The sequence below is a fragment of the Allomesorhizobium aridi genome (assembly GCF_043769475.1).
Classification (GTDB): domain Bacteria; phylum Pseudomonadota; class Alphaproteobacteria; order Rhizobiales; family Rhizobiaceae; genus Allomesorhizobium.
In genome coordinates, this window is record NZ_CP171729.1 from 5,559,670 (window position 1) to 5,581,148 (window position 21,479).

Below are 21,479 nucleotides of genomic sequence, written 5' to 3' on the forward strand. Positions count from 1 at the left end.
AAAGAAATGAGCTACAAGAATTTCACGGTCGAGACCGATGCCGACGGCATCGCGCTTGTCACCTGGAATATGCCGGATAAGTCGATGAACGTCTTCACCGAGGAGGTGATGAACGAACTCGACAGGATCGTCGACCAGGTCGCCGCCGACGCCGCCATCAAGGGAGCGGTGATCACCTCGGGCAAGGAGAGTTTCTCCGGCGGCGCAGACCTCACCATGCTGAAGCGCATGCTGACCCTGTTTCACGAGGAAGAGGCGAAGGATCACGACCGGGCGGTGAAAATGCTGTTCGACGGCGCCGGGCGCATGAGCGGCCTGTTCCGCAAGCTCGAAACCTCCGGCAAACCCTGGGTCTCGGCGATCAACGGCACCTGCATGGGCGGCGCGTTCGAGATGTCGCTGGCCTGTCATGGTCGCGTCGCGGCGGATTCGGACAAGGTCAAGATGGCGCTGCCCGAAGTGAAGGTCGGCATCTTCCCGGGCGCCGGCGGCACACAGCGCGTTCCCCGCCTGGCGCAGCCGCAGGAGGCGCTGCAGATGCTGACCTCCGGCCAGAATCTGACCCCGCAAAAAGCCAAGGCGATGGGCCTGATCCACGAGATCGCCGAGCCGAAGAAGCTGGTCGAGACCGCCAAGGCAATGATCAAAAACGGCCTGAAGCCGGTCCAGCCCTGGGACGAAAAAGGTTTCAAGCTGCCCGGCGGCCCGGTCTATTCGGCCGCGGGCGCCAACCTCTGGCCGCCGGCAATCGCCATCCTGCGTCGCGAGACCTACGGCAATTACCCGGCCGCGACCGCGATCCTCAAATGCGTCTATGAAGGCTTGCTGGTGCCGTTCGACACCGGGCTGCGCATAGAGCAGCGTTATTTCACCGAGATCATGAAGACCACTGAAGCGGCTATGATGATCCGCTCGCTGTTCGTCTCGCTGCAGGAACTGAACAAGGGCGCGCGCCGCCCGGCCGGCGTTCCCGACACCAAGTTCAAGAAGATCGGCGTGCTCGGCGCCGGTTTCATGGGCGCAGGCATCGCCTATGTGACCGCCAAGGCCGGCATTCCGGTGGTGCTGCTCGACCGCGACATGCCATCCGCCGAAAAGGGCAAGGTGCATTCCGAAAACCTGATTTCCGAGCAGGTCAAGAAGGGCCGCGCCAAGTCCGAAGAAAAGGAAAAGCTGCTCTCCCTGATCACGCCGACAGCCGACTACGCCGCGCTGGACGGTTGCGATCTCGTCATCGAAGCGGTGTTCGAGGATTCCGAGGTCAAGAAAGTCGCGATCGAAAAGGCGGAAGCCGTGCTCAAATCCTCGGCCGTCTTCGCCTCCAACACCTCGACCATCCCGATCACTGGGCTGGCGAGGAATTCGGCGCGGCCGAAGAACTTCATCGGCATCCACTTCTTCTCGCCGGTCGACAAGATGATGCTGGTTGAGATCATTCTCGGCAAGAAGACCGGCGACAAGGCGCTGGCGATGGCCATCGACTACGTGCGCGCGATCAAGAAGACGCCGATCGTCGTCAACGACACGCGCGGTTTCTACGTGAACCGCTGCGTGCTGCGCTACATGTCCGAATCTTACCGGATGCTGATCGAAGGCGTGCCCGCGCCGATGATTGAGAACGCCGCCAAGATGGCCGGCATGCCGGTCGGCCCGCTGGCGCTGACCGACGAAACCGCGATCGACCTCGCTCAGAAGATCATGAAGCAGACCATTCGCGATCTTGGCGACAAGGCGGTCGATCCCAACCAGATGAAGCTCATCGACACCATGGTCGACGCGCATGGCCGCCACGGCCGCAAGAACGGCAAGGGTTTTTACGATTATCCGGCCAAGCCCGCCAAGAAGAAGCTATGGCCCGGCCTGAAGGACCTCTATCCGCAGCTTGCGCCGGAAAAGGTCGACGTCGAGGAGTTGAAGCAGCGCTTCCTCGTCACCATCGCTCTGGAAGCGGCGCGCGTCATGGAGGAAGGCATCGTCACCGACCCGCGCGAGGCCGATGTCGGCTCGATCCTGGCCTTCGGCTTCGCGCCCTATACCGGCGGCGCGCTGTCCTACATCGACGGCATGGGCGCGAAGAAGTTCGTCAAGCTGGCGAAAAGCCTGCAGAAGAAATTCGGCGCGCAGTTCAAGGCGCCGAAGCTTCTGCTCGACATGGCCGACAAGGGCGAGACGTTCTACGAACGCTTCGACCCGTACAAGAAGGACGAAGTGCAGAAAGCGGCCTGACCGGACGCTCCCTGATGTATGTCTGGGCCCGCTTTGCTCGAATGGCCGCGACCGTAAAAAGCCGCGGCCCTTACCGGCCCGGCGGGACAAGCCGCCTGGCCTTCCGCTGCCTGCCGACCGATATCGATTTCAACGTCCACCTGAACAATGCCCGCTACCTCATGCTGGCCGATCTTGGCCGCATGGACATTTTTCTGCGCTCGGGCCTTCTGGCGTTGATGCGGGAGAAAAAATGGGCGCCGATGATGGGCGGCGTGCAGTCGGTGTTCGTCCGCGAGATCAGGCTGTGGCGGCGCTTCGATGTCGTCTCGTCGATCGAAACCTGGGACGGCACCCAAGTCATCGGCCGCCACCAGTTCATCCTCGACAATGGCGAGACCGCCGCGCTGGTTATGACCACGGCGGGCGTTTACGACCTTGCAAACCGCCGTTTCGTCGACATCGACGAGGTCCTTGCCGCGCTGGGCTTCGAGACAAGACCGCGGCAGCCGAGCGAAGCCGAACGGATCTTCATGGCCTCGCATTCCGGGCTCCGGGCGCTGGCGAAGGGGGACCGGTCCGATTGACCGCTCCCTTGCGAAATGCAGTTCCGAGCGAGAGCCAACTACTTGGCCAATGCCTCACGGACAGCCTTCGCCCTTTGCGACGCGCTCCTCCCACGGTCTGGCCACGCAGATAGTCGGGCGGCGACTTGCCGCCAAACAGTCGGTTTGATCGACCTCATTCCGGATCCATGGGAAGCTGCGAAGTTCCATTGGCTAAGGCAAAAAGCGACATGCCGGCGTCGCCTGCCCATGGCTGAAATCGCGAGGTGGCGATCTCCTCAATGATGGATTTCGCCCGCTCAGGATTAAGAGCGTAGGTCGATTCGGCCACATTCAGACGCACCTGCGGGTGGCGATGCGCATACAGGGCGAAAAGGGCTGTTCGAGTATCACCCGGCCGGTGCCGCATCTCCGAAAGCAATGCCCTGCGGCGCAGGATCAGGCGATTGGCGCGAGCAGATTGCAAACTTGCCGTAGCCTCGCCTTGCGCAAGACTTAGTTGCTCGAATAAATCCACCAGTTCGGTGTTCGACATTGACGCAAGAGATTTTGTACGACTTTTCGCTGTCATTTCAGTACCCCAAACAATCTCAGAGCCTCAAGGCCGACGGCATGTCTTTCCGACCACGACTTCCCACGCAGATAGTCACGTGGTGACATCCACCCGTACCTAGGATTCTTTGTCGCATACCATCCTGTGATCTGCCAATGTCGGTAGGTCGGGATGCGCACCAGATTTCGCCATCCCTGAATCCGTTCCGTCGCGTATCCATCCTGTCGCGCAGGAGTTTCGTAGCCTGGCTTGGGCTCTCCCGCCGCGCGGCGTAACTCGTCGAGGAATTTCGGCTCATCAAGATATGCAACGATGCGATCTCGCGCGTGCTCCCACACCCAACGACTGACTCTATCCGCCTGAACGGCGGAATTCGTCGCGAGCAGGAACGTTGCGATCCGCACCGCAATCGAGTTGCGTTCTCGCGTTGTTGGCGGCGGGTCTTCCGGAACTTCAGGAAATTCGTTCGGCTCGCCCTGCACGAGCAGCAGATCGGCATCGCCGTCTTCGTCGGCCCACTGGCTGCCGTCGGGGTTTCTTGCTGGGACGCGCGGTTGATCCGAACGAAAGCCCGCTTTCAGTTGCGTGACTTCCAGAAGCGCGGCTCCGACAAGAAGGGTAGCGCGTTTGATGCAATAAATCAGCGCTGCCCGATCTATGGATGGGCTTTTGTTTGTTGTGGTGGACATGTTCCGCTCCTGTTTCGAAGCGGATTGTCGCCTAGCTGCGCTGGTGGTGGATAAGAATGCCGAGGAAACATTCGGCCAATGCGCGGCTTCAAGCTAAAGCGCTGATAAGAAGCGACAATTTGAACACAACTGTGGCTTCACATTGGGAGCGCGAAGGAATTTCATCCTCATCGTTCGCGTGCGTATTTCTTCCGTTGTGCTCGCGTGTGGATGCTGGACAACCCTTCCCACCCGCGCTAAAAACAAAAAGGTATTTTTTCCTGTCTGGCACGGAGAACGCCATGCTCTCGCATGAGCGCGTTTGGGCCGCCATCGACGCACTTGCCGCGCGCTATTCGCTTTCGGCGTCCGGGCTTGCGAAGCGGGCTGGGCTCGATCTCGACGGCTTTCAACAAGTCGAAGCGGCTTTCGGCCGATGGCCGGCCGCGCTGGCCGTCGACGGAATCGCTGGCCAAGATCATCGAGGCGACGAACTCCTCGCTCGACGAATTCCTGGCGCTGATCGACGGCAAGCCCGGCGTCAAGGATCGGCCCCTTCCGGTGCAGGGCTCGTCTGTGCCACTGCTCGGTTTCGCCCAGGCGGGAGCCGGCGGCTTCTTCGACGACGCCGGTTTCCCCGTCGGCCAGGGTTTCGATCTGATCGAACTGCCGTCGCGGGCCGGCGACAATTCTTATGCGCTGAAAGTCCAGGGCGATTCCATGCTGCCGCTCTATCGCGATGGCGACGTGTTGATCGTCGAGCCAGGGGCAAGGGTCGCCAAAGGCGACCGCGTCGTGGTCAAGACCGGCAGCGGCGAGGTGATGGCAAAGGTCCTTGCGCGCCAAGGCACTAAGGAAATCGAGCTTCAGTCGATCAATCCCGACCATCCCGATCGCGTCATCCCGGCAAAAGACGTTGAGTGGCTGGCCCGTATCGTCTGGGCGAGCCAGTAGCCGCGCCGATGCGTGCGCTTCATTTCGTGGCGGCTGTGGCGGGGCTTGCTGGGGCAAGCATTGCCATTCTTGCCGGCGGGCGCGCGCTGATCCCGCATGAATCGCCTGACATCTCCAGCGTTGCATCGCCGGAAGGACCCGAAACTGCGGCTGTTCCAAAGGCTGATCCGCCGCGTCCGACCATTCGGTCGCGCACCGCACAGCCCGACGGCAAGGCGGGGCCGCCGTCCGTGCCCGAAGAGTTCGAACGCGTCTCCCCGCGCGCGCCGCTTGGCGAACTCGGCCTCGCGCTGCCGCCGAAGGCGCCGATATCCGACGATTGGGAAGGAACTCTTCTCCACCGTCCGGTCGTGCCGGCGGCAGGGATGATCGAGGCAATGGGCCATACGGTGGCGATCGCGGGGATAGATGCGGTCGCGCCCGACGAGACCTGCCTGTTCGAAGGCAAGGAATGGGCCTGCGGTGTCCGCGCCCGCACCATGTTCCGTGCCTTGTTGCGCGGACGGGCTGTCACCTGCGCCGTGCCGCTCGAACCTGACCGGAACGTCGTCACCGCTCCATGCCGGCTCGGAAGGCAGGATCTTGGCCGGTGGCTGGTTTTGTACGGTTGGGCGCGGGCCGACGCGGACGGCCCTTACGGCGACGACGCCGAAAAGGCCAAGCGCGCGAAGAAGGGCATATTTGGCCGGCCGCCCGACACTGACTCGCTTCCGCCGCCGTCTTCGACGACGAGCGCTCTGCCTAGGCCGCCAGCTGACCCGACAGCGCCTTCTGAATGAGGGCGCGGGTTTCCGCGATGCCGTAAAGCGCTGCGAATGAGCCGAAGCGCGGGCCGCGCTCCTGGCCGATCAGCACCTGGTAGATCATCTGGAAGAAGGCGACAGAAACGCCGGGTCCGCCTTCCGGGCTCTTCTTGGCGTGGTCCTGGTAGCGCTCGATCTTCCGCGCGACATTGAGCGAAATGTTCTGGATCGCCTCGCCGTCGGCGCCGGCCGGCAATTGCCCGAGCGCATCCGACAGCGCCTGGAGCGCCTCGGTTTCCACGGCGTCCGGCGACCGGTAGACCTTCGCGGGCTTCACGAAATCGTCGAAATAGCGGATGGCGTAGCCGGCGAGCCGGTCCAGCTCCGGATGCGACTGCGGCGTAACGCCCGCGACATGGCGCGAAATGAAACCCCACAGCACGCTCTTGTCATGCGCATTCGATGCGCTGACCAGATTGAGCAGCAGTGCGAACGGCACCGGCAGGTCGATCTGCGGCGGATTGCCGTCATGCATGTGCCAGACCGGATTGCCGAGGCGGGTCTTCCAGTCCTGCTTCTGATAGGCCGACAGGAAGGTGTAGTACTCGTCGACGGCCTTCGGGATCACGTCGAAATAGAGCCTCTTCGCAGTCCTCGGCTTCTGGTACATATAGAGGCTCAGGCTCTCGGTAGGCGCATAGGCGAGCCACTGGTCGATGGTGATGCCGTTGCCCTTCGACTTCGAGATCTTCTGCCCGTTCTCGTCGAGGAAGAGTTCGTAGACGAAGTGTTCCGGCGCGCGCCCGCCGAGCGCCTCGCAGATGCGGTCGTAGACGCCCATGTTCGGCCCGTGGTCCTTGCCGAACATCTCGAAGTCGACGCCGAGCGCGGCCCAGCGCGCTCCGAAATCCGGCTTCCATTGCAGCTTGACCCTGCCGCCGGTGACCGGCAGCGTGGTTTCCGTGCCGTCCTCGTCGTTGAAGGTGACGGTGCCGGCGGCGGCGTCGACATGCTTCATCGGCACGTAGAGTACCCGGCCGGACTGGGGCGAAATCGGCAGGAAGGGGCTGTAGGTCGCCTGCCGTTCTTCGCCCAGCGTCGGCAGCATGATCGCCATGATCGCGTCGTAGCGTTCGGCGACGCGCTTCAGGATCGTGTCGAAGCGGCCCGACTTGTAATAGTCGGTCGCGCTCGCGAATTCGTAGTCGAAGCCGAAGGTGTCGAGGAAGCGCCGCAGCATCGCGTTGTTGTGATGCCCGAAGCTTTCGTAATCGCCGGCGAACGGGTTCGGCACCGAGGTCAGCGGCATATGCAGATACGGTTCGAGGAACGCGCGGTCAGGCACGCTGTCGGGAATCTTGCGCATTCCGTCCATGTCGTCGGAAAAGCAGAGCAGCTTGGTCGCGACCTTGTCCTCGGTCAGGATGCGAAAGGCGTGGCGCACCATCGAGGTGCGCGCGACTTCGCCGAACGTGCCGATATGCGGCAGGCCAGACGGGCCGTAGCCGGTCTCGAACAGCACCGTTTCCGGAAAATCCCGGCCTTTGTAGCGAGCGACGATCTTTTTCGCCTCCTCGAAGGGCCACGCCTTGCTTTCGGCGGCGGCCTCGAGAATTTCGGGGTTGAGATCGATCAGGTTTGATCTCGCCATCATGCGTGTCCTGTATTCCTGCCGGCCGCTGCCGGTTGCGCGCCAATCGGGCTGTTCGGCAAGCCCGCTCGCCATCGATCGCGGCGCGAAGCGCCTGATCGGCGCCCCCTGGGTTTGCAGATGGTGTCTATGCGGGCCGGTCGGGGGCGTCAACATTGCCCCGTTTTTCCTTGCGGCGGCAGCGCCGCATTCCTACCTTCGCAGCAACGAAACAAAGGGGGCAGCAATGGCTTTGCCGACCGCGCATGAGGCGCTGATCTATCTGATGGTGGTGACTTCCGCCTCCGACCGCGACATGACCGATGTCGAACTCGCGCGCATCGGAAATGTGGTTCGCTCCTGGCCGATCTTCGAGGGTTTTGACGACGAGAAGCTGATCGGCATCGCCCAGGATTGCCAAAAACGGCTTCACCAGAATGGCGGAATGGCCGGCGTCCTGACCCTCGCGCGCAAAGCCATCCCCGAGCATCTTCACGACACCGCCTACGCCATGGCGTTTGAGGTCGCCACCGTGGATCTGGAAATGCGGATGGAAGAAGTTCGCGTGCTGCAACTTCTGCGCCAGCATCTCAACGTCGACGACGCTACCATCGCCGCCATCGAGCGGACGACCAAGGCTCGCCACCGGACGCTGACATGAGGGCGGTATGATGGGTGACGGCGCTGCATTTCCGGAAGCCTGGATCCGCGGCGCGGTATTCCTCGCCATATTCGGCTCGCTGGCGCTTCTGGAACTCTGGTCGCCGCGGCTCGAGCGCGACGAACTGCGCGGCGCGCTGAAATCTCGGCGCTGGTTCACCAACATCGCGATGGTCGTCCTGTCGTCGCTGGTCTTGCGGCTGGTCTTTCCAGCCGCCGCCGTCGGCGCCGCGCTCTGGGCGGAGGCGCGCGGTTGGGGCGTGCTGCGGCTCGCCGGCCTCGACGGCATTGCCGGCGGCGTGATCGCGTTCGTGGCGCTCGACTTCGCGGTCTGGGCCGAGCACGTCGCCAGCCACAAGATACCGCTTCTGTGGCGCATCCACAGGATGCACCACGCCGACACCGGTTTCGACGTCACCACCGGGCTGAGGTTCCATCCGCTGGAGATCGTGCTGTCCATGGTTTGGAAGGCCGCGGTCGTGGTCGCGCTTGGCGCGCCGGTGCTCGCCGTGCTTGTTTTCGAGATCGTGCTGAACTCCGGCTCCATGTTCAGTCACTCCAATTTGCGCCTCGACCTTCGCGTCGACCGCTGGCTCCGCCGCATCATCGTCACGCCCGACATGCACCGCGTTCACCATTCGACGGATATTGCCGAGACGGACTCCAACTATGGATTCAATCTGTCGTTGTGGGACAGACTGTTTGGAACCTATGTCGGCCAGCCGAAACGGGGTCACGAAGCCATGGAAATCGGGCTTTCAGGCTATTCAGCCAGCGAGGCGGCCGGGCTTGCACGTTCGCTTGCCCTGCCGTTTGCGTCACGGCCGACGGCCTATATCAGAAGAAGCTGACCGGAAAATAGCGCAGGTAAAGCTCGGCGAACACGCCCTTCACCGCGATCTGGTGCAGCGCGGCGTCGAATGCGGCGGCCAGCGCCGGTTCGCTCGTGGCGATGGCTAGGCCGGAGCCGAGATATTCCGGCGCAAGATAGGGACCGCCTGCAAAGCGGCAGCACCCGCCTGCCTCGGTTCCCTGCAGCCAGAATCCCAGGCGCATGCCGTCGCCGAAAGCCGCTGCTATTCTTGCGGCTTTCAAATCCTCCAGCATCCAGTCCTGCCTGGAATAGGTGACGACTTTCACGCCGGTAAAATAGGCGCGCAGAACGAGTTCGTGTGCTGAGCCCGCGATGACGCCGACGCGCTTGCCCTGCAATTTGTCGAAGACCGGCTCGGCCACGGCGGTAGTCTTCGGCATGACGAAGCGGGCGGGAAACCGCAGATAAGGGCGGGAAAACGCATATTTCAGCCGCGTTTCCCCCGTCACGGCTATCCCGGCTAGGATAGCCTCGCCCTGTCGGCTCCGCAGCAGCCCGTCCAGTTCCGCCCAGGGCGCCGCCTGGATCTGGCATTTGTCGGCGATGTCGAGTTCGGCGCAGATGGCGCGCGCCAGGTCGACATGGAACCCCGACAGGCGTCCCTCGCGATCGAGGAAATTGAAGGGCGGAAAATCAGTCGTGGTCAGGAAGCGCAGCCTGGCCAGCCCGGAAAGATTTGGCTTCGGCAGCCGTTCGTTGCCGTCCCAGAACATCGGGACCTGCGGTTCGGCAGCGCGTGCCGAGCCGCAGGCGAAAGCCAACGCGCAAAATGCGGCGGACAGAGCAGCGCGAAGCTTCATTCGAATACCTTGGCAACGAAACGGTCAGCTTGTTCTAGCGCCGGTTGGATACGATTCCCAGCCATGCGCCGTCTGGCAAGTTTCCGGGGCGACTCAAATCGTGTCGCAACCGGCGGTCGCGGCCGATAGGTGGCATCATGGTTACCAAATCCCTGCCAAGACCTGACAAATTTTACCCATGCAACCCAAGGTTAATAGCGGCGATCCGATTGCGCGCATAACATCGTTCAATCGGAGGTGGCAACGGGGGTTGCCGGTGGGGTGCGGTCTCTTGCGGCTGCCGCTTTCGCGCGGTGGCGTCCGGGCGAGTATTGTCCTGCGTTTCGGTGTGCCGGCGGTCGATCGCGCCGGCTCGCGCCGCGCCGGCCGTCTCTCCTCTGAAGGCCCGCCATGGGCATTCTAGACCCTGGATTTCCAGCCCGTATTTTCGACCTGAATGGAAGCGGGGCTGACGCCGACTTGCCGCCGCCGCCCGGCGAGAGCGGCATCAGCGTCTTCGCTGCTCTTCTCCTTCCCGAGCTTGCCGACTGGCAGCCGGTCCTCGACCGTGCCGGCGTGCCGTTCCAGTCAGCCGTGCGGGTCGCGTCCAGCGCCGGCTCCCACGGGACCACTTTCCTCGGCGAATTGCTGGCCTCAGGCGCGGTCGAGGAAGTCGCGTTCTACCGGGCCATCGCGCAGGAACTCGGCGTTTCCTTTCAGCCGACGGTCGACGCCGGCAGGCTGCTCATCCGCGATGCCGATTGCCTGGCCGCACTGCGCCGGCCAATTCCAAAGCTTCTCATGGCGCGGATGGAGGAAAAAGCCGGAGCGACGACGCTTCTTGTTGCGCCCGATAGGGCGAGCTTCTCCACCCTCCGCCGACTGTGCGGCAGGGATGCCGAACTCAGGCGTCGGCTCCGCATCGTCGCACCGTCGGCTCTGCGCAGGGCCATGCTGGAGCGCGCCGCGCCGCTTCTCGCCCGCTCCGCCGTGACTGAACTTTTCGACCGCCGGCCCGATTGTTCGGCGCGAACGGTGCTGACTGGATCGCAGGGCTATGTGCTCGGCGCGATTTCAGTCGCGCTGCCATGGGCGTTTGCGGAGTTCCCGTCCGGCGCCTTCCTGGCGTTTCACATTTTCTTCTCGCTGCTGTTTCTGGCCTGCGTCGGCCTCAGGGTCATGGCGCTATCCTGGACCCCGCCGCCGCCGCGTGGCCATCAGGAATGCACCTCGCCCGACTGCCCGGTCTATTCGGTGCTCGTCGCGCTTCATCGCGAGGCCAATGTGGTGCCTGATCTTCTTGTGGCGCTGAGCAGGCTGCGATGGCCGCGCAGCAAGCTCGAGATCAAGCTGGTCTGCGAGGCAGACGACCTGGAGACAATCGCTGCGATCAACGCGCATCCGCTTAGGTCCTATGTCGAAGTGGTGGCGGTATCGCCCGGAGAACCGCGCACCAAGCCGAAGGCCTTGGCCTTCGCATTGCCGCTGGTCTCGGGAGAGTTCGTGGTGCTTTACGACGCCGAGGACCGTCCCCATCCGCTGCAATTGATGGAAGCCTGGCAGAAGTTTCGCGCCTCCGGCCCCGAACTCGCCTGCCTGCAGGCCCCGCTCGAAGTGTCGAACCGCACCGAAACCATCGTCTCGCGCATGTTCGCCTTCGAATACACGGCGCTCTTCCGCCGTCTGCTGCCGTGGCTCGCGGCAAAAGGCGTGATGTTTCCGCTCGGCGGCACCTCCAACCATTTCCGCCTCTCGGCGCTCGCCGAAGTCGGCGGCTGGGATCCGTACAATGTGACGGAGGACGCCGATCTGGGCCTGCGCCTTGCGCGCTTCGGCTACCGCGCCGACATGATCTCGTGTCCTACGCTGGAAGACGGCCCGGAGGAGTTCAAGATCTGGCGGCCGCAGCGCACGAGATGGTTCAAGGGCTGGATGCAGACCTGGCTCGTCCATATGCGCAATCCGCGGCGGCTGGCTGGCGATCTCGATCCAATGTCCTTCTGGGTCGGGCAAATTCTTTTCGCCGGGATGGCGGTGTCGGCGCTCGTCCATCCGATCCTGATCGTCACGCTGGCATGGCTGACATTGCACATCGCCGCCGGCGTGCCGCTGAGCACCTGGCAATCGAGCCTGCTCTGGATCGATTCCGGCAACATCGCGCTCGGATACGCGTCGTTCATGGCGCTCGGCTCGACGGGCCTGAAGCGTCAAGAAAAGGAGGGGCTCTGGAAGGTGTGCCTGTTCACGCCGGTCTACTGGGCGATGATGTCGGTCGCGGCCTGGTGTGCACTTTTCCAGCTGATCCGTCGGCCGCATCACTGGGACAAGACGCCCCATCGCAGCGCGCGGCCGAAGATCGTGGTGAGGAGCCGGCCTGCCAGCGGACCGGCCGGCACGGCCTAGACCTTCCCGACCATCGCCCAATTGACGCCGAACGGATCGCGAAGCTGCCCGTAGCGGTCGCCCCAGAACATCACCTGCACCGGCAGGGTCACTTCCGCACCTGCTTTCACCGCACGATCGAACCACGCGTCGATGTCGTCGACCATCAGATGCATCGTAAAACCCTGCGGTTCGGTCAGCGGGTGGCCGTATTCAGGATAGGCGTCGCAGAGCATCACCGAGCTGCCGTTGATGTAGAGGTGGAGATGCATGGTGCGACCCTGCTCGTCGACCGGGTGCCGCCCAACCTCCTTCGCGCCGAAGGCGCGCTCGTAGAACTCGGCGGCCTTGGTGGCGCCGCCGACCGTGAGATAAGCCACGACGCCGCCGTGGACGGCCGGAGTTTCCTGCTTTTCGGGGGCTGCGGTTGCTGCTGCTGTCGTCGCCATATCGTTCCTCCTGTTTCTTCGAAGCCCCGCAAAATGCGGCCGGCTGTTCGAAGGACGAACGGAAGAATGAAGAGCCGACAGCGCGCTCGAAAATTTTTGAGCGGTTCAGGCGCCTGATTTGACGAGCGTGGTCTTGGCCGCGTCGCTATCCTTCATCAGGCGGTCGAGATGCATCCTGATATGGGCAGCCTCCGCCGCCGTATTGGCCTTCGCGATCGCCTGGCCGAATGCCTCGCGAGCCTCGTCCGCCCGGCCGAGCTGCATGAGCAGCGCGCCCTTGACGCCGAAGAAGTGGAAATAGCCCGAAAGCCTCGGCGCCAGCGGCTCGATCATCTCCAGCGCTGCCGCCGGCCCACGCACCTTGGCGACGGCGACGGCGCGATTGAGCGTCACAACCGGCGACGGCTGCAATTCCTCGAGCGCGGCATAGAGCAGGTCGATCTGCGCCCAGTCGGTATCCTCGGGGCGGGCGGCCCGCGCATGCAGCGCCGCTATCGCCGCCTGCACTTGATAAGGTCCACGCTGCCGGTGGCGTATCGCCTTGTCGATCAGCGCCAGACCCTCGGCGATCAGCTTGCGGTTCCACAGCCCGCGATCCTGATCTTCGAGCAGCACGACCGCGCCGTCGGCGTCGAAGCGGGCAGGAGTGCGCGAATACTGCAAGAGCAGCAGTGCGGTCAGCCCCATGATCTCCGGCTCGGTCTGGAACAAGCGGAGCAGCAGCCGCGCCAGCCTTATCGCCTCGTCGCAGAGCGGCGCGCGCATCGGCGCGGAATCGCCGCTGGCCGAATAGCCCTCGTTGAAGACCAGGTAGATCATGGCCGCCACCGCCGCGAGCCGCTCTGCCCGCTCCGGCGCGCCGGGCGTCTCGAAAGGAACGTCGGCCTGCGCGATGCGCGCCTTGGCCCGGGTGATGCGCTGCTCCATCGCGCTTTCGCCGACCAGGAAGGCCCGAGCGATCTGCTTGACCGAAAGACCCGAGACGATGCGCAGCGCCAGCGCGATCTGCTGCGTCTGCGGCAGTTCGGGATGGCAGCAGATGAACAAGAGGCGCAGCACGTCGTCGCGGTAGTCGGAGCCGTCGAGCCGCTCAGCCAGGTCGCTCTCCGCGTCGTTCAGGTCCGAAACCAGTTCCTCGGCGGGCAGCGGCTCCTGCTTGCTCCGCTTCCTGACGGAATCGATCGCGGCATTGCGCCCGACGAAGATCAGCCAGGCGGTCGGGTCGCGCGGCGGGCCGTTCTTGGGCCAGGCCTTCAGCGCCCGGAGGCACGCGTCCTGAAACGCCTCTTCGGCGGTATCGAGATCGCGAAAATAGCGCAGCAGCGCGCCGATCGCTTGCGGGCGCGCGGCCGTCAGCGCCGCGTTTATCCAGACCATGTCGCTCACGTAACCCCGCTTCCCGGCAGGAACAGCGAGATCGGCCGCAATTCGTAGGCGCCGCCGGGATTGGCGCGCGCCAGATCACGGGCGACTTCCAGCCCTGCCTCGAGCCCGTCGACGTCGACCACGTAGAAGCCGAGCAGCTGTTCCTTGGTTTCCGCGTAGGGTCCGTCGATCACCAGATCCTGGTTCTTGACCAGCGTGGTCGCGGCCGTCGTCGGCAGCAGGCGCAGTGAAGGGCCGAGCCGCTTTTCCTTCAACAGCTTCTGATGGACGACATCCAGCTTGGCCATCACCGCGTCATCCTCCTCCTTGGTCCAGGAGCAGACGACATCTTCGGAATTGTAGCAGAGGATCGCGTAGAGCATGTTTCTGTTCCTGTCTTGTCAAGGACGAACGGGATCGCCCGATCCCGACATGTGGGCCTAACATATCGGGCGAATTTTTGCGCGGGGTCGGGACACTGGCGGTCCGGCCGCGCCGCCCGCGAGGTGAGGTCACGCTGCAGACTTCCGCAATGGGTGGGAGGCAGCCGTTGCCGCGAGGGCGAAGGTTCGGCCGTATTGCGCGCATACTCGCTGTTCGACCTACGCGCATCGAACTGGTCAACCGACCAAAGCGGACCCTGGGAAGGTCAGTGCGGTTTCAGGGGTTGCCACTGCGTCATGTTTCTTGGGAAGCGCAAACAAGGTTCCGTTGGATTGCCCGGTGACCGTGTTAAGGTCCGCCCGTGATAGAGGGAGGATGGCAAGTCATGGAAACTGCACAACTGCGGTATAATTGGGCTGATTCCGACGTCTACGAGGCTTTCATGGGGCGCTGGAGCGAACATCTGGCAAGCCCATTTCTCGCCCGTGTCAATGTCGCTCCCGGCGGTCGCGTACTCGATGTAGCCTGTGGGACAGGTGTGTTGACGAAAGCACTGGCCGAGGCGGGCGCGCATGTGATTGGTGTTGATGCATCGGAGGGATACCTGGAAGGAGCCCGCCTTCGTCGATCCCACCCCAACATCGCATATGAACACGGCGATGTCCGGCACATGCGGTTCGACAATAACGTATTCGATGCGGCCGTTTCCACGCTGGCCCTGGACGTTATCCCGGAAATTGAACAGGTAGTTGCCGAAATGAAGCGCGTGACCCGTCCGGGCGGCGTGGTCGCGTCCGCTGTTACTCAGTTCTTTGGTGGCATGCCCGCCTTCGACCTCGTCTATAACACCGGTGCTGTGCTTGAGACCGACGTCGCCAGGATGAGATCCATGCGGGCGGGGCGCAAGGACTTCTGGCCTAACGGTCAGGCGGCGTTGTGGCGGAAGATCGGCCTCGCCGACGTGACGGAGGATCCCGTTGTCGTGGATTGCGAGTATCAGTCCTTCGCGGATTATTGGGCTACGTTCACCGACGGCCCGGGCAGCGTCACGGGCATGTTGATGGCACTTTCGGATGACGCCCGCGGTTCGATCGAGCAGCATGTTCGTGCCGGATATCTGGTTGGCCTGCCGGATGGACCCCGATCATTTCCCATGACGTTCCGTGTGGTGCGCGGCTTGGTCCCAGCCTGATCCTGGAGGGCATGCAATGGGGCCTGCAAGGACTGCGGCCAACCGCGGTCGCTTAATGGCGGCCCGCACGATGTCCGACTTGGGTCGAAAACGGTCGGAATTAACCATCACCCCTTCAAAAAATCCGGACCCTCGCCGATGATCTTCGCATCCGCCTTGCCGATGGCGGCGAGGTCGCGGCCGGTATAGGGCAGGTTGGCCAGCACCCGCCTTATCGCGGCGATGCGCGCGCGCCGCTTGTCGTTCGAGCGCACGACAATCCAGGGCGCGTGGGCAGTGTGGGTCCGCTCCAGCATCAGGTCGCGCATTTCGCCATAGGCATCCCATTTCGTCATGCCGGCAACATCCATCGGCGAGAACTTCCAGCAGGTCAGCGGGCTGTGGCGGCGGTCGTGGAATCGCTTCAGCTGCATCTCGCGGCCGAGATCGAGCCAGAATTTGAAGAGATGGATACCCTCGTTGACGATCATGCGTTCGAAGCCCGGCGTCTCGTCCAGGAAATGCGCGTGCTGTTCGGGCGTGCAAAACCCCATGACCGGTTCCACGCCGGCGCGGTTATACCAGGAGCGGTCGAAGGTCACGAGTTCGCCGGCCGTCGGAAACTGCGCGACATAGCGCTGGTAGTACCATTGGCCCTGTTCGGTCTCGGTCGGCTTGGGCAGCGCGACGTTGCGGGCGGTGCGGGGGTTCATGTATTCGCGGATCGCCTTGATCACGCCGCCCTTGCCGGCCGCGTCGCGGCCCTCGAGCAGGATGAGCACGCGCCTGCCGGTGGCCTGCATCCAGGATTGCAGCTTCACAAGCTCTACCTGCAGCCGCTCCAGCGTCTCGTCATACTCTTCGCGCGGCATCTTCTCGTCGTAGGGGTAGCCGCCGGAGGTCAGGGTCCGTTTCGTCAGCCAGTCCGGAAGCTCGGGATTGTCGATGTCGAACGTCCGTTCCGAACCGCCGGACTGGAACTTCAGGAGCGGCGGCGCGGCCGCCGGTTCGACGGACGGGGACTGTTCAATCTTGCGGGCCTTGCCATTTTTCATCGCCACACCTTCCTCGTTGAGCGGCGCATGCTATTGGGTGGTTATTGGCCGGTCAAACGGCTGGCGGCGGCTCGGGAATTGCGGATGACCGAAGCGAAAAGAGAACGTCAGGGGCGGCGGTGGGGCCGGCTCGTCGCCGGCCGGCTCAGCCAGAACCGGTGGATGCTCGCCGCCGGCATTCTTGCAGTGCTGGCGGTCTACACCATTGCCGAGGAATCGACGTTTTTCGTTCTCGTCTGCGTCGCGGCGCTGTTCGTGGCGGCCGCGATCGCGCCGCGGCGCGCACCGCCCGCCAGCGTCGCGCCGAGGCGGCCGTGGCCCGCGAGCGGTCGGCGCTAGAAAGGCTTTCGGGCGAAAACCTGGCGGCGGCGGTGGCCGACCCACTGGTCCTGTTCGACGGCGCGGGCACCGTCGTTCACGCCAACGATGCGGCGCTCACCGCCTTCGCCGCCGTCGGTCCGGGCATATCGCTGCAGTTGAAATTCCGGGCGCCCGAAATGCAGGAACTGATCGCCGCGACGCTTGCCGGCAACGGCTCGCCGCAGGTCGCCGACTATGTCGAGCGTGTTCCGATCGAGCGCGTCTACCGCGTCACCGGATCGGCGATCGGCCGGGGGACGGGACTGTTCGTGCTGGTGTTCAAGGACCAGAGCGAAGCCCGGCGCATCGACCGCATGCGCGCCGACTTCATCGCCAACGCCAGCCACGAACTGCGCACGCCGCTCGCCTCGATCGCCGGCTTCGTCGAAACCCTGCGCGGCCCGGCCAGGAACGATGCCGCCGCGCGCGACCATTTTCTCCAGATCATGCAAAACCAGACCTCGCGCATGGCGCGGCTGATCGACGATCTGTTGTCGCTGTCGCGGCTGGAGATGAAGCCCTATCTCAAGCCGGGGACCAGGGTCGATCTCCGCGCCGTGGTCGAGGGCGTGATCGATTCCCTGAGCCCGCTGGCCCGCGAATCGGGCGTAGCGATCGAAACCGACATTCCCGACGGCCCCTTGGAAGTGCCGGGCGATCGCGACGAACTGTTCCAGGTGTTCGAGAACCTGCTCGAAAACGCCTGCAAATACGGCCAGTCGGGCGGCCGCGTCGCCGTGTCGGTCGAACACGTGCGGACCGGGCCGACCCCCGAGGTCGCCGTCACCATCCGCGACTTCGGACCGGGCATCCCGGAAGAGCACATCCCCCGCATCACCGAGCGCTTCTACAGGGTCGATGTCGAGACAAGCCGTGCGCAGAAGGGCACCGGCCTTGGCCTTTCCATCGTCAAGCACATCCTCACCCGCCACAATGGCCGCCTGTCGATCAAGTCGAAGGTCGGGGAGGGCGCGGCGTTCACCGTGCATCTGCCGGCCGGCTGAACGCCAGCGGAGAGTGTCCGATTGGCATTGATTAAGCCGCGCCGATCACCACATTTCGCGTCAAAGCCACGTTGCATTTTCGCGCGGTCCACCGCCACGAATGGACTTGCAACCGGAGCGTCATTAGAATCTACCAGTGCGTTTCCACAAGGCGCCTTCCCATATGGCCAACGATCCCATCAGACGCCGGCTCGCAGCCATCCTGGCTGCCGACGTGGTCGGCTACAGCCGGCTCATGGAGCGGGACGAAACGGCCACGCACATGCAGCTTACGGCGCGCTGGAGGGAGGTTCTGGATCCGCTTGTCGAACGCCATCAGGGCCGCGTGTTCAAGCGGATGGGCGACGGCGTGTTCATCGAATTCGGCAGCGCCGTCAACGCTGTCGAATGCGCCGTGGCGCTTCAGCAGGCCATGAAAGCCGCGAATGACGACGTGCCGGAAGATCAGGCGATCGTGCTGCGCGTCGGCGTCAACATCGGCGACATCATGGTCGATGACAGCGATCTGTTCGGCGACGGCGTGAATGTCGCTGCCCGCATCGAAACCCTTGCCGCTCCCGGAGGCGTGGCGATTTCGGACAGCGTTCACGAATATGTGCACGGCCGTATCGGCATCGAATTCGTCGACGGTGGCCGCCATGAGGTCAAGAACATAGCGCGCCCAGTGCATATCTGGACATGGTCGCCGGACGGCACGGCCGCCAATGTCTCCGAGGTCGTCGCCGATGCGCCGCCGCAGCTTCCGGAAAAGCCGTCTATAGCGGTCCTGCCATTCGACAACATGTCCGGCGACCCGGAGCAGGGCTATTTCGCCGACGGCATCACCGAGGATATCATCACCGACCTGTCAAAAGTCTCGGGCCTGTTCGTCATCGCCCGGAATTCCTCCTTTGCATACAAGGGCAAGTCGCCGGATGTCCGCAAGGTGAGCCGGGAACTCGGCGTCCGCTACGTGCTCGAAGGGAGCGTGCGCAGGGCCGCCAATCGGGTCCGCATCAACGCCCAGATGATCGACGGCACGACCGGCGGACACCTGTGGGCCGAGCGCTACGATCACGGTCTTGAAGACATTTTCGCCGTCCAGGACGAAGTTACCCGCACCATCGTCAGCGCGCTCAGGGTGAAGCTGACTGCCGGCGAGGAGGCGCGCCGCGAGAGCCGCGGCAAGGTCGATCCGGAAGCCTACGATCTGCTCATCCGCTCGCGCCAGACCATGCTGCAACTCAGCGCCATGTCGTCCATGGAGGCGCGCAGGATGCTGGAGCGCGTCATCGCCATCGAGCCGGAGCTTGCCGCCGCTTATGCCCGACTGTCGATCATTGCGTTTGCGGAATACGTCAACCGGTGGAACGACGCGACACCGGAAGATCTTACGCGGGCGCTGGAATTGGCGCACAAGGCGATCGAGATGGACGAAGCCGAGCCACAGGGCCATATCTCGCTTTCGATCGCCCTTGCCTGGACACGGCATCTGGACGAGGCGGAAGTCTCCGCGGAGCGGGCGGTGACGCTCGATCCCAATTCGGCCGACGCCCATACGGCCATCGGCAACATAACGGAATTCCAGGGCCGGTTAGAAGAGGCCGTGGCGCATTATACGCGGGCCCACCGGCTCGATCCGCAATTCGACATGTCGCTGCACTTCCTCGGCAGGGCCCTTCTGGTCCTCGGGCGGTATGACGAGGCCGAGATCGCCTTCAAGAAGCGGCTGACGCTTGCGCCGCGTTCCGACATGACGCGCTTTTATCTCGCCTGCCTCTATGGCCTGACCGGGCGCCACGACGAAGCCCGGCGCTATTGGCGCGAGACGCTGGAGGTTAATCCCAACTTTTCCTTCGATCACTTGAAGAAGGCACTGCCTTACCGGGATCCGGGCGTGCCCGACCGGCTGGTCAGGGGACTGCGTGAAGCCGGGATTTCGCTCTGACGCGCCGGTAATCGCGAACCTTCGGGTGCGGGAATTCACTGTTCGCTGCCGGCGAGCACACCGCCTTCCGGTCGGCCGGCCGTCGGCGATCCCCGCCAAATCATATAGAAGCCGGCAAATCGAAGCCGGTTTCTTTTTTCCGTCATGTCGCTAGCGTATCCGTCGGGATTCAGGGCGGCGATTCACGCCCGGCGGAGCGGTAACGGCCATGCAGTCGCATCACATCGTCAGCGCCTATGACGAGGAGCTGAAATTCCTCACCCGCAAGATCGCGGCCATGGGCGGCCATGCCGAGCGCATGGTCGACCAGTCGATCGCGGCTCTGGTCAATTCCGATATCGCTCTTGCGCAGAAGGTGATCCGTGACGATGCCGTTCTCGACGAGGGCCAGCGCGAGGTCGACGACAAGTCGATCCTGATCATCACCCGGCGCCAGCCGGTCGCCGGCGATCTGCGCGAGATCATCGGCGCGATCCGCATCTCTGCCGACCTGGAGCGCGTCGGCGACCTGGGCAAGAACGTCGCCAAGCGGGTCGTGGCAGTCGCCGAGGGACGCCATCCCGTCAGCCTGTTCCGTGGCCTGCAGGCGCTGGCCGAACTGGCGCTGACGCAGCTCAAGGAAGTGCTCGACGTCTACGCGTCGCGCTCGGTCGAGCGCATCGCCTTCATGCGCGACCGCGACGACCAGATCGACGCCATGTACACGTCGCTGTTCCGCGAGCTCCTGACCTACATGATGGAAGATCCGCGCAACATCACGCCCTGCACGCATCTTCTGTTCTGCGCCAAGAACATCGAGCGCATCGGCGACCACGCCACCAACATCGCCGAAACCATCTATTACATCGTCACCGGCGAGCAGATGCCGCCCGACCGGCCCAAGGAAGACAAGAGCCACCGCGTGACGCTTGTCAGGCCCGACGATGGGCAGTGAAGTCCTTTAAGAATTCGCTCCGGCGAGGCAAATGGCGTGGTTTTCGAGAACCGGAGCGCAGCGGACATTCGGGTCCGTGAGCACAGGAAGCGGAGAAAACCGCGTCAGCTGCCAGCCGGAGTAGAATTATCAAAGGGCTTTTACCGGCTCCTGCGCCGCTCGGACGCCGGCTGGAACGCGATCTTGGCGTGATAGGTGCAATATGGCCCGGACTCGGCGGAGTCGTTGCCGCAGAAGTGGAAGTCCTCCGACAGCGGGTCGCCGTTCGGCCATTTGCAGGTCCGCTCGTTGAGCTGGACGAGCTGCAGGCGCCGCGAGATCGGCACCACCACGTTTTCCACCGGGCGCAGATAATGCCGCGCCACCGGCTCGGCGTCGAACTGCTGCTGCAGCGCGGTGGCTCCGATCGAGGTGGTGACGCTGCGCGACACGCTCGCGGCCCGCGACACACTCTTGCCGCCGCCCGAAGCCGGCGTCGCCTTCTTCTGGCGGGCAGGCGCCGCCGTGGCGCGGCCGCGGCTCGACAGCTTCAGGCGATGCACCTTGCCGATCACGGCGTTGCGGCTGACCCCGCCCAGCTGCGCCGCGATCTGGCTGGCGCTCAGACCTTCGGCCCACAGTTTGCGGAGGGTTTCAACGCGCTCGTCGGTCCAGTTCATGAGTTCATGCTCCTGATCAGCGTGCGGGACTCAGAATCCATTCCCGTCCCGGCGCTGCCGGGTTCGACACCACATGTATTCGGTTGATTATGGCCGCCGCACGAAATCTAGTTATTTCTTACCTGCAAACTACTCTATCCGGTGACTCGGTGACAAG

The 21,479-nt window shown here is 63.6% G+C and carries 18 protein-coding genes and 2 pseudogenes; 11 read left to right on the plus strand and 9 right to left on the minus strand.

Annotated features, from left to right (window positions below):
• Positions 1 to 6: 6 nt before the first annotated feature.
• Together ACG873_RS29515 and ACG873_RS29520 are read left to right on the plus strand one after the other, a co-directional pair.
• Complete coding sequence (locus ACG873_RS29515) at positions 7 to 2,226, plus strand: 3-hydroxyacyl-CoA dehydrogenase NAD-binding domain-containing protein (protein ID WP_394889380.1); 2,220 nt, start codon at positions 7 to 9, stop codon at positions 2,224 to 2,226.
• A 14-nt stretch (positions 2,227 to 2,240) separates the two neighbouring features.
• Positions 2,241 to 2,792, plus strand: a complete 552-nt coding sequence (locus ACG873_RS29520; RefSeq protein ID WP_394889381.1) for a thioesterase family protein — start codon at positions 2,241 to 2,243, stop codon at positions 2,790 to 2,792.
• Positions 2,793 to 2,946: 154 nt separating this feature from the next.
• On the opposite strand, the gene ACG873_RS29525 is transcribed toward ACG873_RS29520, so the two are convergent.
• Positions 2,947 to 3,342 (minus strand): DUF2019 domain-containing protein, encoded by a 396-nt coding sequence (locus tag ACG873_RS29525; protein ID WP_394889382.1) that lies wholly within the window; start codon positions 3,340 to 3,342, stop codon positions 2,947 to 2,949.
• A complete protein-coding gene (locus tag ACG873_RS29530) occupies positions 3,339 to 4,013 on the minus strand; it encodes a hypothetical protein (RefSeq protein WP_394889383.1) in 675 nt (224 codons plus the stop codon). The genes ACG873_RS29525 and ACG873_RS29530 overlap by 4 nt, the downstream gene beginning before the upstream one ends.
• Before the next feature lie 281 nt (positions 4,014 to 4,294).
• Here ACG873_RS29530 and ACG873_RS29535 point away from each other — a divergent pair.
• Both ACG873_RS29535 and ACG873_RS29540 read left to right on the plus strand, forming a co-directional pair.
• Positions 4,295 to 4,946, plus strand: a pseudogene (locus tag ACG873_RS29535) (S24 family peptidase).
• Positions 4,947 to 4,954: 8 nt separating this feature from the next.
• Positions 4,955 to 5,725 carry a thermonuclease family protein gene (locus ACG873_RS29540; protein WP_394889384.1) on the plus strand — a complete coding sequence of 257 codons (771 nt, stop codon included), beginning with the start codon at positions 4,955 to 4,957 and terminating at the stop codon, positions 5,723 to 5,725.
• On the opposite strand, the gene ACG873_RS29545 is transcribed toward ACG873_RS29540, so the two are convergent.
• Positions 5,688 to 7,340 carry a lysine--tRNA ligase gene (locus tag ACG873_RS29545; RefSeq protein WP_394893767.1) on the minus strand — a complete coding sequence of 551 codons (1,653 nt, stop codon included), beginning with the start codon at positions 7,338 to 7,340 and terminating at the stop codon, positions 5,688 to 5,690. The two genes, ACG873_RS29540 and ACG873_RS29545, sit on opposite strands and share 38 nt — an antisense overlap.
• Positions 7,341 to 7,566: 226 nt before the next feature.
• Here ACG873_RS29545 and ACG873_RS29550 point away from each other — a divergent pair, with 226 nt between their 5' ends.
• Both ACG873_RS29550 and ACG873_RS29555 read left to right on the plus strand, forming a co-directional pair.
• Complete coding sequence (locus ACG873_RS29550; protein WP_394889385.1) at positions 7,567 to 7,980, plus strand: tellurite resistance TerB family protein; 414 nt, start codon at positions 7,567 to 7,569, stop codon at positions 7,978 to 7,980.
• 7 nt (positions 7,981 to 7,987) lie between these two features.
• Positions 7,988 to 8,830: a sterol desaturase family protein gene (locus tag ACG873_RS29555; RefSeq protein ID WP_394889386.1), complete on the plus strand. Its 843-nt coding sequence runs from the start codon at positions 7,988 to 7,990 to the stop codon at positions 8,828 to 8,830.
• Here ACG873_RS29555 and ACG873_RS29560 read toward each other — a convergent pair.
• On the minus strand, positions 8,817 to 9,653 hold the full coding sequence (locus ACG873_RS29560; RefSeq protein ID WP_394889387.1) for a transporter substrate-binding domain-containing protein: 837 nt from the start codon (positions 9,651 to 9,653) through the stop codon (positions 8,817 to 8,819). The two genes, ACG873_RS29555 and ACG873_RS29560, sit on opposite strands and share 14 nt — an antisense overlap.
• A gap of 390 nt (positions 9,654 to 10,043) precedes the next feature.
• Here ACG873_RS29560 and ACG873_RS29565 point away from each other — a divergent pair, with 390 nt between their 5' ends.
• Positions 10,044 to 12,035, plus strand: coding sequence for a glycosyltransferase family 2 protein (locus ACG873_RS29565; protein ID WP_394889388.1), 1,992 nt, complete (start codon positions 10,044 to 10,046; stop codon positions 12,033 to 12,035).
• On the opposite strand, the gene ACG873_RS29570 is transcribed toward ACG873_RS29565, so the two are convergent.
• From ACG873_RS29570 to ACG873_RS29580, 3 genes are all read right to left on the minus strand, one after another.
• Entirely contained in the window at positions 12,032 to 12,463 is a 432-nt protein-coding gene (locus tag ACG873_RS29570; protein WP_394889389.1) for a VOC family protein, read from the minus strand. The two genes, ACG873_RS29565 and ACG873_RS29570, sit on opposite strands and share 4 nt — an antisense overlap.
• A gap of 105 nt (positions 12,464 to 12,568) precedes the next feature.
• Positions 12,569 to 13,840, minus strand: coding sequence for an RNA polymerase sigma factor (locus tag ACG873_RS29575; RefSeq protein ID WP_394893768.1), 1,272 nt, complete (start codon positions 13,838 to 13,840; stop codon positions 12,569 to 12,571).
• A gap of 5 nt (positions 13,841 to 13,845) precedes the next feature.
• Positions 13,846 to 14,211: a YciI family protein gene (locus ACG873_RS29580; protein ID WP_394889390.1), complete on the minus strand. Its 366-nt coding sequence runs from the start codon at positions 14,209 to 14,211 to the stop codon at positions 13,846 to 13,848.
• Positions 14,212 to 14,597: 386 nt separating this feature from the next.
• Between ACG873_RS29580 and ACG873_RS29585 the strand changes: the two genes are divergently transcribed.
• Positions 14,598 to 15,404, plus strand: coding sequence for a class I SAM-dependent methyltransferase (locus ACG873_RS29585; protein ID WP_394889391.1), 807 nt, complete (start codon positions 14,598 to 14,600; stop codon positions 15,402 to 15,404).
• 107 nt (positions 15,405 to 15,511) lie between these two features.
• Here ACG873_RS29585 and ppk2 read toward each other — a convergent pair whose 3' ends face one another.
• On the minus strand, positions 15,512 to 16,438 hold the full coding sequence (gene ppk2, locus ACG873_RS29590) for a polyphosphate kinase 2 (RefSeq protein ID WP_394889392.1): 927 nt from the start codon (positions 16,436 to 16,438) through the stop codon (positions 15,512 to 15,514).
• 84 nt (positions 16,439 to 16,522) lie between these two features.
• On the opposite strand from ppk2, the pseudogene ACG873_RS29595 reads away from it, so the two are divergent.
• The 3 genes and pseudogenes from ACG873_RS29595 (at position 16,523) to phoU (ending at position 20,663) form a co-directional block, all read left to right on the plus strand.
• A pseudogene (locus ACG873_RS29595) lies at positions 16,523 to 17,802 on the plus strand (sensor histidine kinase).
• A 163-nt stretch (positions 17,803 to 17,965) separates the two neighbouring features.
• Positions 17,966 to 19,729 (plus strand): adenylate/guanylate cyclase domain-containing protein, encoded by a 1,764-nt coding sequence (locus ACG873_RS29600; protein WP_394889393.1) that lies wholly within the window; start codon positions 17,966 to 17,968, stop codon positions 19,727 to 19,729.
• 208 nt (positions 19,730 to 19,937) lie between these two features.
• On the plus strand, positions 19,938 to 20,663 hold the full coding sequence (gene phoU, locus ACG873_RS29605; RefSeq protein ID WP_394889394.1) for a phosphate signaling complex protein PhoU: 726 nt from the start codon (positions 19,938 to 19,940) through the stop codon (positions 20,661 to 20,663).
• 140 nt (positions 20,664 to 20,803) lie between these two features.
• On the opposite strand, the gene ACG873_RS29610 is transcribed toward phoU, so the two are convergent.
• Entirely contained in the window at positions 20,804 to 21,322 is a 519-nt protein-coding gene (locus ACG873_RS29610) for a GcrA family cell cycle regulator (protein ID WP_394889396.1), read from the minus strand.
• Between the last annotated feature and the right edge of the window lie 157 nt (positions 21,323 to 21,479).

Coding starts and splice junctions, on each gene's coding strand:
- ACG873_RS29550 (WP_394889385.1), top strand. CDS start 7,567: ATGGCTTTGCCGACCGCGCATGAGGCGCTGATCTATCTGATGGTGGTG.
- ACG873_RS29600 (WP_394889393.1), top strand. CDS start 17,966: ATGGCCAACGATCCCATCAGACGCCGGCTCGCAGCCATCCTGGCTGCC.
- ACG873_RS29580 (WP_394889390.1), bottom strand. CDS start 14,211: ATGCTCTACGCGATCCTCTGCTACAATTCCGAAGATGTCGTCTGCTCC.
- ACG873_RS29520 (WP_394889381.1), top strand. CDS start 2,241: ATGTATGTCTGGGCCCGCTTTGCTCGAATGGCCGCGACCGTAAAAAGC.
- ACG873_RS29555 (WP_394889386.1), top strand. CDS start 7,988: ATGATGGGTGACGGCGCTGCATTTCCGGAAGCCTGGATCCGCGGCGCG.
- ACG873_RS29560 (WP_394889387.1), bottom strand. CDS start 9,653: ATGAAGCTTCGCGCTGCTCTGTCCGCCGCATTTTGCGCGTTGGCTTTC.
- ACG873_RS29585 (WP_394889391.1), top strand. CDS start 14,598: ATGGAAACTGCACAACTGCGGTATAATTGGGCTGATTCCGACGTCTAC.
- ACG873_RS29565 (WP_394889388.1), top strand. CDS start 10,044: ATGGGCATTCTAGACCCTGGATTTCCAGCCCGTATTTTCGACCTGAAT.
- ACG873_RS29575 (WP_394893768.1), bottom strand. CDS start 13,840: ATGGTCTGGATAAACGCGGCGCTGACGGCCGCGCGCCCGCAAGCGATC.
- ACG873_RS29515 (WP_394889380.1), top strand. CDS start 7: ATGAGCTACAAGAATTTCACGGTCGAGACCGATGCCGACGGCATCGCG.
- ppk2 (WP_394889392.1), bottom strand. CDS start 16,438: ATGAAAAATGGCAAGGCCCGCAAGATTGAACAGTCCCCGTCCGTCGAA.
- ACG873_RS29525 (WP_394889382.1), bottom strand. CDS start 3,342: ATGACAGCGAAAAGTCGTACAAAATCTCTTGCGTCAATGTCGAACACC.
- phoU (WP_394889394.1), top strand. CDS start 19,938: ATGCAGTCGCATCACATCGTCAGCGCCTATGACGAGGAGCTGAAATTC.
- ACG873_RS29545 (WP_394893767.1), bottom strand. CDS start 7,340: ATGGCGAGATCAAACCTGATCGATCTCAACCCCGAAATTCTCGAGGCC.
- ACG873_RS29610 (WP_394889396.1), bottom strand. CDS start 21,322: ATGAACTGGACCGACGAGCGCGTTGAAACCCTCCGCAAACTGTGGGCC.
- ACG873_RS29570 (WP_394889389.1), bottom strand. CDS start 12,463: ATGGCGACGACAGCAGCAGCAACCGCAGCCCCCGAAAAGCAGGAAACT.
- ACG873_RS29540 (WP_394889384.1), top strand. CDS start 4,955: ATGCGTGCGCTTCATTTCGTGGCGGCTGTGGCGGGGCTTGCTGGGGCA.
- ACG873_RS29530 (WP_394889383.1), bottom strand. CDS start 4,013: ATGTCCACCACAACAAACAAAAGCCCATCCATAGATCGGGCAGCGCTG.